This window comes from Streptomyces sp. yr375 (genome assembly GCF_900110755.1).
Lineage (GTDB): Bacteria > Actinomycetota > Actinomycetes > Streptomycetales > Streptomycetaceae > Streptomyces.
Genome location: NZ_FOFF01000101.1, coordinates 1 through 5,086 on the forward strand (window position 1 = coordinate 1; position 5,086 = coordinate 5,086).

A 5,086-nucleotide genomic window follows, 5' to 3' on the forward strand; every position below is an offset into this window, starting at 1 on the left:
GGCGGGGACGAGGGACCTCGACCCACCGACCGGGACCATAGCGGCAGAAGGCGGCGCAACGGAATGGTGTGCGGCACGCCGCTTGCCCTCTCACCGCTGTCATATGCCGCGTTCCGTACCGCAGTTGGGCAGGGCGGGAACGGAACGGGATGACGAACGTCACGTCCGCACGGAGTTTGGGGGGTGGGGCAAGGTGCTGTGGGTCACGCGGCCGACCTCATCAGTCCAACCTCACGCGCCCAACCTCACGCGCCCAACCTCACGCGCCCAACCTCACGCGCCCAACCTCACGCGCCCAACCTCACGCGCCCGGCCTCACACATCCGGCCTCACGGGCCGACCCCACATCCGACCTCACGCGTCCGGTCGAACCACCCCGAGTATCGGCATCGAGCCCGCCCCGGCAAGCGTGACCGTCCGCCCCGGGCGCGGGGCGTGGATGATCGTGCCGTCGCCCACGTACAGCGCGACATGGCTGGCGTCGTCGAAGTAGATGATCAGGTCGCCGGGGCGCATGTCCTCGACGGCGACGTGCGGGAGCTGCTTCCACTGCTCCTGCGAGGTGCGCGGTATCGCCTGGCCGGCGCTCTTCCATGCCTCGGAGGTCAGTCCGGAGCAGTCGAAGGTGTCCGGGCCCTCGGCGCCCCACTCGTACGCCTTGCCCATCTGCGCGGTGGCGAACTGCACGGCCTTCCTGCCCTGCGCGGACGCCGCGCTGTTGATCTCGGCGAGTATGCCGGTGTCCAGCCAGGCGGTCTGCGCCCGCTGCGCGTCCTGCTGCTCCAGTTGCTCGAGGCGCTCCTTCTCCTTCTTCGCCAACCGGGACTCGAGCTTCTCGGCCGCCGCGATCTGCTGCTCGATCTTCTTCTGGGCCGCCGCCTTCGTCCTGCGGCCCGCCTCCAGCTTCTGCCACTGGGCGGAGGCGTCCTTGGAGTACTGTTCCAAGTCCTGCTGGGTGCGGGTCAGTTCGCCGATCATGTCCTTGGTCGCGCGCTGGCCCTGGAGCACCCGGCCCGCGCCGTCGAGGAACTCCGTCGGGTCGTCGCTCAACATCAACTTCACCCCGTCCGGCAGCCCGCCGGTGCGGTACTGGGCGCGGGCGGCGGCACCGGCGCGGTCCTTGAGGTCGTCCAGCTTGGCCTGCCCCGCGACGATCTTCTTGGCCAGCTCGACGATCTTCGCGGACTGCTTCTTCGCCGCTTCCTCGGCCGCGTTGTAGTCGTCGGTGGCGACGGCGGCGTCGTGGTAGAGCGCTTCGAGCTTGATGTGGACGGCCTCGAGGTCCTTGTCGGACGCGGTCGAGGGGAGCGGAGGAGTCGAAGACCCTGCCGTCGGCGACGTAGACGTACTGGCATTTGAACCGGACCTGGAACCGGAACTGGAACCGGATCCCGGGTCGGGCGTCCCGGGGCTGGCGAACGCGACGCCGGGCGCACCCAGCACGGTGACCGCGCAGACCACGGCCAAAGCCGCCGCGAGCAGCCCGCGCTTGCCCGTTCCCGTTCCCATGCCCCGTCCCCCAACCCTGATTAACCGTCAGTAACTTACGGTGCCCGGGGGATCGTGCCACGTCACGGCCGAAAACGACAGAGGTGCAGACAGGTGCACCTCTTTCCCTGCTTCCCCGCTCACCCACCCCGGCACGCCCCGCCACGCCCCAGCAGGACGATCTCCCCGTCAGTGTGACGAACGGCCCACGGAGATCGTTCCCGGTAGTCCGAAAGATCCCGAAGACCCCCGAAGACCCCCGATGACCCCGAAGGCCAACCAACTGCCCCTTCTGCCCCCGGCCCCCGGGCCCCAGGGCCACCCCCGCTCATCCCCGAGGCGCCAACGCCCCCCACCGCACCGTCACTTCCCCCTGCCGCCACCGCACCGGCCCGTCCGTCACCGGCCAGTCGGCCGTCAGGTCCCGTACCGCGCGGATCCACCGCTGACGGGCGCCGTACGACGCGTAGGGCGCGGCGGCGGCCCAGGCGCGGTCGAAGTCGCGCAGGAAGGCGTGCACCGGCTCGCCCGGAACATTGCGGTGGATCAGCGCCTTGGGCAGCCGCTCGGCGAGGTCCGAGGGCCGCTCCAGGGACCCCAGCCGGGTCGCGAAGGTGACGGTGCGCGGCCCCTCCGGTCCGAGCGCGACCCAGACGTGCCGCCGCCCGATCTCGTCGCAGGTCCCCTCGACGAGCAGTCCGCCACGGGACCCGGTCACCGGATCGGCCGGCGCGAGCCGCGCGCACAGCCGTTCCCAGACGGCGGCGACCTCGTCCTCGTCGTACTGCCGCAGGACGTTGGCTGCGCGCACCAGGTGGGGCCGCCGGGGGACGGGGATCTCGAACCCGCCGTGCCGGAAGACCAGCCCCTCGCGCGCGTACGGCTCGGCGGCCGCGACCCGGGCCGGTTCGATCTCCACGCCCACGACACGCGCGCGTGGAGCGACGGAACGCAGCCGCGCCAGCAGCTCGACGGCCGTCCAGGGCGCGGCCCCGTACCCGAGGTCGACGGCGACCGGCTCACCGACCCGCCGCAGCTCAGCGCCGTGCGCGGCGACGATCCAGCGGTCCATACGGCGCAGCCGATTGGGATTGGTCGTCCCGCGCGTGACCGTGCCCACGGGGCGGGCAGGGGCGCGGGATGTCATACCAGGAGGGTATGCGCACGAGCCCCTGCGCCGTCAGCCGGTTAGGGGTCCCCCCGGGGATGGAAACGGGTAGGGGCCGGCGGGGGCGAACCCCTTTCAGTCACCCCCTCGAACGGTTGAGCGACCCCGGTAACGACTGGGCAAAAACCACCCCTCCCCAAACCCGCCCGGAATGGGAACGCCTCCCTCCGACGTTGCACCCCCGTGGAGGGCGCCCCACCCCCTCTCCCCGGCATGCCCGCGCCCGCGCCCGCGGCAGAAGCAAGGAGGAACGCCACGTGAGCCAGTACGTGAACAGGCTCGGGCGTCGCTCTACGGCGGCCCCCACGCGGCTCAGACTCCACCGCCGCCCCCGCCGCGTAGCGATGCTCTCCGTGCACACCTCACCGCTCCACCAGCCCGGCACCGGCGACGCCGGCGGCATGAACGTCTACATAGTCGAGCTCGCGCAGCGCCTCGCCGCGATCAACATCGAGGTGGAGATCTTCACGCGCGCGACCACGGGCGGCCTCCCGCCGACCGTCGAACTGGCCCCCGGAGTCCTCGTCCGGCACATCGACGCCGGCCCCTACGAGGGCCTCGCCAAGGAGGACCTCCCGGCCCAGCTCTGCGCCTTCACGCACGGCGTGATGCAGGCCTGGGCAGGCCACCGCCCCGGCTACTACGACCTCGTCCACTCGCACTACTGGCTCTCCGGCCACGTCGGCTGGCTGGCCGCCCAGCGCTGGGGCGCCCCCCTGGTGCACGCCATGCACACCATGGCCAAGGTCAAGAACGCCAACCTGGCCGACGGCGACACCCCCGAGCCCGCCGCCCGCGTCATCGGCGAGACCCAGATCGTCGCCGCCGCCGACCGCCTCATAGCCAACACGGCGGAGGAGGCCGACGAACTCGTACGGCACTACGACGCCGACCCCGGCAAGGTCGCCGTCGTGCACCCGGGCGTCAACCTCGACCGCTTCCGCCCCGCCGACGGCCGCGCCGCCGCCCGCGCCCGCCTCGACCTCCCCCCGGACGCCCTGGTCCCCCTCTTCGCGGGCCGCATCCAGCCCCTCAAAGCCCCGGACGTCCTCCTGCGCGCGGTCGCCGTCCTCCTCGACGAGCGCCCGGAGCTGCGCTCCCGCATCGTCGTCCCCGTGGTCGGCGGCCCCAGCGGCAGCGGCCTCGCCAAGCCGGAGGGCCTGCAGAAGCTGGCCGCGCGGCTCGGCATCGCCGACGTCGTACGGTTCCGTCCGCCGGTCGGCCAGGACCAGCTCGCGGACTGGTTCCGCGCCGCGTCCGTCCTCGTCGTGCCGTCCTACAGCGAGTCGTTCGGCCTGGTCGCCATAGAGGCGCAGGCGGCCGGTACGCCGGTGCTCGCGGCCTCCGTCGGCGGCCTCCCGGTGGCCGTCCGGGACGGCGAGACGGGCTTCCTGGTGCAGGGCCACGATCCGGCCGACTACGCGCGCGTGCTCGCACGTTTCGCCGACGGCCCCGAACTCCCCGCCCGCATGGGCGACGCCGCCGCCGCGCACGCCCAGTCCTTCGGCTGGGACACCGCGGCCGCCGCCACCGCCGACGTCTACGCGGCCGCGACCCAGGCCCACCGCCGTGGCGTACGCTCCGAGCATGGGTGACGTCACGGGTGCCGCGGAGAAGACGACCGCGCAGGTCATCGAGGCTTTCCTGAAGGAAGCCGAGCTGGAGTGGGAGAGCACGGCGCCCGGCGCCTACGTGGTCCAACTCCCGGGCACCCGCAAACTCAGGACGACCGTCTCCCTCATCGTCGGCCGCCACTCCCTCTCCCTCAACGCCTTCGTCATCCGCCACCCCGACGAGAACGAACCAGGCGTCCACCGCTGGCTCCTGGAGCGCAACCTCAAGCTGTACGGCGTGAGTTACGCCGTCGACCAGCTCGGCGACGTCTACGTGACCGCCCGCCTCCCCCTCGCGGCCATCACCCCCGACGAGATCGACCGCCTCCTCGGCCAGGTCCTGGAGGCCGCCGACGGCGCGTTCAACCCCCTCCTGGAACTGGGCTTCGCGAGCGCCATCCGCAGGGAGTACGAGTGGCGCGTCTCCCGAGGCGAGCCGACCCACAACCTGGACGCCTTCACCCACCTGACACAACGCCCCGCCGACTAGCCCCGTACTTCGCGGGTCACCGATTCAGGTCTGTGGCCAGCGGGTTCGGGTGACTTCGATGCCGAGGAGTTCGAGGAGGTGAAGTTGGACGCCGCGGGTGATCTGGACGGTGGGCGGGTCGGTCACGTTGCCGATCCGCAGGGTGAGTTCGCCGAGGTGGTAGAGGATCATCCGGCCGGTGGGCCGGACCCGGCGGTTGTCCGGATATAGGCCGGTCATGGTCTGCGTGGGGCCCAGTGCCTGCCGGACCTGGCGCTCGATCAGGCTGAACACCAGCAGGGCCAGGCAGATCACCTGGACCAGGGCGGCGACGCGGTGGTTGTGCTG

Annotated in this window: 5 protein-coding genes; 2 read left to right on the plus strand and 3 right to left on the minus strand. The window is 71.9% G+C overall.

All coding sequences use genetic code 11. The annotated features are described in order from the left end of the window. Positions 1-354 precede the first annotated feature (354 nt). Positions 355-1,509 (minus strand): C40 family peptidase, encoded by a 1,155-nt coding sequence (locus tag BMZ82_RS38860; RefSeq protein WP_093782091.1) that lies wholly within the window; start codon positions 1,507-1,509, stop codon positions 355-357. A gap of 307 nt (positions 1,510-1,816) precedes the next feature. Continuing rightward, a complete protein-coding gene (locus BMZ82_RS38865) occupies positions 1,817-2,635 on the minus strand; it encodes a class I SAM-dependent methyltransferase (RefSeq protein WP_093782092.1) in 819 nt (272 codons plus the stop codon). A gap of 278 nt (positions 2,636-2,913) precedes the next feature. Between BMZ82_RS38865 and mshA the strand changes: the two genes are divergently transcribed. Together mshA and BMZ82_RS38875 are read left to right on the plus strand one after the other, a co-directional pair. Beyond that, positions 2,914-4,251 carry a D-inositol-3-phosphate glycosyltransferase gene (gene mshA, locus BMZ82_RS38870; RefSeq protein WP_093782093.1) on the plus strand — a complete coding sequence of 446 codons (1,338 nt, stop codon included), beginning with the start codon at positions 2,914-2,916 and terminating at the stop codon, positions 4,249-4,251. Then, on the plus strand, positions 4,244-4,759 hold the full coding sequence (locus BMZ82_RS38875; RefSeq protein ID WP_093782094.1) for a type III secretion system chaperone family protein: 516 nt from the start codon (positions 4,244-4,246) through the stop codon (positions 4,757-4,759). Before mshA ends, BMZ82_RS38875 begins: the two co-directional genes overlap by 8 nt. Before the next feature lie 24 nt (positions 4,760-4,783). On the opposite strand, the gene BMZ82_RS42480 is transcribed toward BMZ82_RS38875, so the two are convergent. Next, the coding region (locus BMZ82_RS42480; protein WP_256251690.1) for a hypothetical protein at positions 4,784-5,086 on the minus strand (303 nt) is incomplete at its 5' end.